Origin of the sequence: Mesorhizobium sp. M7A.F.Ca.CA.002.04.1.1 (assembly GCF_004022805.1) — a bacterium.
In the GTDB taxonomy this organism is placed as follows: Bacteria; Pseudomonadota; Alphaproteobacteria; order Rhizobiales; family Rhizobiaceae; genus Mesorhizobium; species Mesorhizobium ciceri.
Map to the genome: position 1 here is coordinate 1 of NZ_RZPL01000538.1, position 4,080 is coordinate 4,080.

The following is a 4,080-nucleotide window of genomic DNA, read 5'->3' on the forward strand; positions in this document are numbered from 1 at the left end:
CGATGGCCTCGCTGACCACAGCGCCTTCGACGCAGCCGCCCGAGACGGAGCCATGGAAATTGCCGTGTGCGTCGATGACCAGATGGCTGCCTACAGGTCGGGGCGCCGAACCCCAGGTCTCGACCACTGTCGCGATGGCCACGTCCTTGCCGTCCTTCATCCAGCCCTCCGCAATGATCAGCGGGTCGCGGGCCTCATCCAGATAAATGCTGTTTTCCATGACCGTTTCTCCAGAAGTCTGTTTTTCTCGGGATCTGTTTTCCGGATGGGAAGGATATGGTTATGCGGCGCGCCTCGCGCCAGCTTCCAGCCATCGGCGCGGATCGACGGATTGTGCCGACTTCTTGTCCAATGACGCGCAGAGATCGGCGAGCGCATCGAGATTGTGCACCGAGCGGAACTCGTCGACATGCGGCAGCATCGCCTTGACGCCACGGGCGCGCGCCTGGAAGCCGTCGAAGCGCAGCAACGGGTTCAGCCAGATCAGCCGCCGGCAAGATTTGTGCAGGCGCTCCATCTCCTCCGACAGGCCGGCGACATCGTCGCGCTCCAGCCCATCTGTGATCAGAAGCACGACCGCCCCCTGCCCCAGCACGCGACGCGACCATATCAGGTTGAACTCGGCCAGCGTGTCGCCGATGCGGGTGCCACCCGACCAGTCCATGACCGCCGCCGAACAGTCGGCAAGGGCTGCATCCGGGTCGCGATGGCGCATCTGCCGCGTCAGATTGGTCAGCCGGGTACCGAAGACGAAGGTGTGCACGCGACGCCTTTTTTCCGTCAGCGCATGCAGGAAATGCAGGAAAATCCGCGTATACTGGCTCATCGAGCCGGAAATGTCGGCCAACACGACCAGCGGCGGATGAACCTCGCGGGCTGAGCGGAATTTCGGCAGGATCAGTTCGCCGCCGGTGCGCGCGGCCGAACGCATCATGGCGCGCGGATCGATGCGGCGGCCATGCGCATCGGCCTTGAAGCGCCGCGTCCGCACCATGTCGAAAGGCAACCGCAACTGCGCGATCGCCTTCTTGGCGTCGGCCATCTCGGCGGCGTTCATCTGGGCAAAATCCTTGGCCCGCAGCACCTCGTTGCCGGAAAAGGTGAAGCGGGCGTCGACCTCGATCTCGGGAATTTCCTGTGGCGGCTGGTTCTTCTGGTGTCCCTCGAACATCGCCTGGCTGACTCGGTTTTCAGCGGCGCGTGGCTTCTGCTTTTCCCTGGTGTCGGGCGCCACCGGCGAAAACATCGCCAGCATCTTTTCGATCAGTTCGCGCGACTTCCAGAACAGCCGGAAGGCCTCGTCGAAAATGGCGTGATCCTCATGCCGCGACACCAGCACGGCGTGCAGCGTCCAGTAGAAATCGTCGCGCGAACCGATGCCCGCGGCGAGCACCGCCTCGATGGCGTCCTTGACCGAGGCCGGCCCGACCCGCATGCCCGCCTTGCGCAAGGTGCGGGCAAAATAGACGATGTTGTCGGCGATCCGCCCGTGCGGCATGGCCTCTTTTGGCTCGGGGCGCGGCATCGCCTACTCCGCCGCCGAAAGCTCGGCCTTCACCTCGTTGAGGATGCGCCGGCCTTCGCCCTGTTCGATGCGGGCAATGTCGTCCTGGTATTTCAACAGCACGCCGATCGTATCGGAGACGGTTTCCGGATCGAGCGCCACCTTGTCGAGCTCGGTCAGCGCGCCGGCCCAGTCGATGGTTTCGGCGACGCCCGGCACCTTGAACAGCTCGATCTGGCGCAGCTTCTGGATGAAGGAGACCACTTCGGCCGAAAGGCGCTGGTTGGCCTGCGGCACCTTGCGGCGCACGATCTCCAACTCGCGCTCGGCATTGGGATAGTCGACCCAGTGATAGAGGCAGCGCCGCTTCAGCGCGTCGTGGATCTCACGGGTGCGGTTGGTGGTGATGATGACGATCGGCGGCTCTTCCGCCTTGATGGTGCCGAGCTCGGGCACCGTCACCTGGAAGTCGGACAGGATTTCGAGCAGGAAGGCCTCGAACGCCTCGTCGGTGCGGTCGAGCTCATCGATCAGGAAAACCGGGGCAGCCCCCGCCTTGCCGGTCAGCGCATCGAGCACCGGGCGGCGGATCAGGTATTTTTCGGAGAAGACGTTGCGCTCCATGGCGGAGCGCTCGACCTTGCCGGCCGCCTCCTCCATGCGGATCTCGATCATCTGCGCGGCGTAGTTCCACTCGTAGACGGCGGACGAGACGTCAAGGCCTTCATAGCATTGCAGGCGGATCAGCCGGCGGCCGAGCGCCTGTGCCAACACCTTGGCGATCTCGGTCTTGCCGACGCCGGCCTCGCCCTCAAGGAAAAGCGGCCGCTTCATACGCAACGACAGGAACAGTACGGTCGCCAGCGACCGGTCCGCCACATAGTCCGCACCGGTCAGGAGATCGAGCGTCTCGTCGATCGTCCGTGGCGCGGCGCGCGGTTTCAGCTCGGTCATTCTTTCTCCGTGAACGCCGCCGCTCCGCTTTCCAGTACGTGGTAGCCGCGGGCGTGATAGATCAGCGGCCGCAAATTATCGCCCATCCGCAGGCCTGTCACCTTGCCAAAAAGCACACGATGGGTGGCCAGGTCCTTGGTATCGATCAATTCGCAGTCGAACACGGCGAGCGCACCCTTCAGCGTCGGCGCGCCGGTGGAGATCACGTCCCATTCGCCGAGCGCGAAGCGCTCCTCGACCGGCAAGCCGGTGATTCCGGAAAAGCCGACTGACAGCGGCTCCTGGTGGGAAGCCAGGGTGTTCAAGGCAAACCTGCCGTTTTTCACGAACGGTTCGTTCTTGGGATTTTCGCGATTGAGACAGACCAGAATGGTCGGCGGGGTGTCCGAAACCGAGCAGGCCGCGATCACCGTCGCGCCGCGCTTGCCGGCCGGCCCGTCGGTGGTGACCACATGGACGTGGCCGGCAAAGTGGCTCATCGCGTCGCGATAGGCCTGCGGCCCAATGTCGTTCTTCTTCAGCACCGTATTTTTTCCATTGTCAGGATCCTATCGACATATATGGCCAGACATAGCCCGCCACAAGCGAAGTGCCTGAGCCATATCCCGAAATTCGCGTGTTGCACCAAGGCCGGGCAGCCTTTAGGTCTTGGCGGCAACAGTGCCGGGAGCGTAGGACCGGCCCGGAGGATCCCATCGCTCGAATGCGACCCAGGACAAGAACAATAGCGGCGCTGTTCTGGCTGTTCCTGGCCAGTGGTGCGGATGCCCGGACGCTGCTGGTCGGCGTCTCGGCGCCCCTGTCGGGACCATCGGCCATTCTCGGCAAGCAGATCGAGGCCGGTACCGGTATGGCCGCCGAAGCGAACGGCATCGAACTCAAGACCGTGGATGACGCCTGCACCGCCGATGGCGGCGCTGCCGCGGCCAGGGAATTCGCAGCCGTCAAGGTCAATATCGTAATCGGCTTTCTCTGCACCGAGGCGATCGGGGCGGCGATGCCGATCCTGAAGGACGCCAACATTCCGGTCATCACCATTGGCGTGCGAACCGAAAGCCTGACCGACCGCCGCGCCAAGACCGGCTGGCCGGTCTATCGCCTCGGACCACGCGGCGACGATGAGCGCAATGCGGTCGCGTCAGCCCTCACCCGCCTGTGGCAAAACGAATTGTTCGCCATTATCGACGACGGCACCATCTACGGCCGTGAAATCGCCGAGACGTTGCGGGCAGCGGCCGAACAGGCAGCGCTGAAACCTGTGTTCGTCGACACGTTCCGGCCCCAGCTCGACAATCAGATCGGCATGATCGGTCGGCTGAAGAAGGCCGGCGCGACGCATGTCTTTGCCGGCGGCGATGGCGACGACATCGCCATCATGGGCCGCGATGCCGCACAGCTTCAGGCGGGCATCGTCTTTGCCGGCGGCGAGAATCTGCGCACGCCGCCCGGCGACGTGCCCTATTCCTTGGGCACACTGATGATCGCACCGCCGGAATGGGCCGATGTCGCCGATCCAAAAGTGCTGGCGGCCTTTGCCGCGCAGAAAGTCGTGCCCGACGGCTATACGCTGCCGGCCTTTGCGGCGGTCGAAATCGCCAAGGCAGCGTCGGGCTTTTCCGAAA

General features: G+C 63.9%; 5 protein-coding genes. 1 reads left to right on the forward strand and 4 read right to left on the reverse strand.

Annotated elements, in window-relative coordinates:
- From ENZ75_RS23645 to ENZ75_RS23660, 4 genes are all read right to left on the reverse strand, one after another.
- A partial coding sequence (locus ENZ75_RS23645; protein ID WP_164887956.1) for an XdhC family protein occupies positions 1 to 220 on the reverse strand: 220 nt, incomplete at its 3' end.
- 60 nt (positions 221 to 280) lie between these two features.
- A complete protein-coding gene (locus ENZ75_RS23650; protein WP_024504342.1) occupies positions 281 to 1,525 on the reverse strand; it encodes a VWA domain-containing protein in 1,245 nt (414 codons plus the stop codon).
- A gap of 3 nt (positions 1,526 to 1,528) precedes the next feature.
- Entirely contained in the window at positions 1,529 to 2,458 is a 930-nt protein-coding gene (locus tag ENZ75_RS23655; RefSeq protein WP_013532114.1) for a MoxR family ATPase, read from the reverse strand.
- Positions 2,455 to 2,982: a flavin reductase gene (locus ENZ75_RS23660; protein ID WP_013532115.1), complete on the reverse strand. Its 528-nt coding sequence runs from the start codon at positions 2,980 to 2,982 to the stop codon at positions 2,455 to 2,457. The genes ENZ75_RS23655 and ENZ75_RS23660 overlap by 4 nt, the downstream gene beginning before the upstream one ends.
- 179 nt (positions 2,983 to 3,161) lie before the next feature.
- On the opposite strand from ENZ75_RS23660, the gene ENZ75_RS23665 reads away from it, so the two are divergent.
- Positions 3,162 to 4,080, forward strand: a 919-nt coding sequence (locus tag ENZ75_RS23665; protein ID WP_164887957.1) for an ABC transporter substrate-binding protein, incomplete at its 3' end; no start/stop codon positions are given.

Coding starts and splice junctions, on each gene's coding strand:
- ENZ75_RS23650 (WP_024504342.1), bottom strand. CDS start 1,525: ATGCCGCGCCCCGAGCCAAAAGAGGCCATGCCGCACGGGCGGATCGCC.
- ENZ75_RS23655 (WP_013532114.1), bottom strand. CDS start 2,458: ATGACCGAGCTGAAACCGCGCGCCGCGCCACGGACGATCGACGAGACG.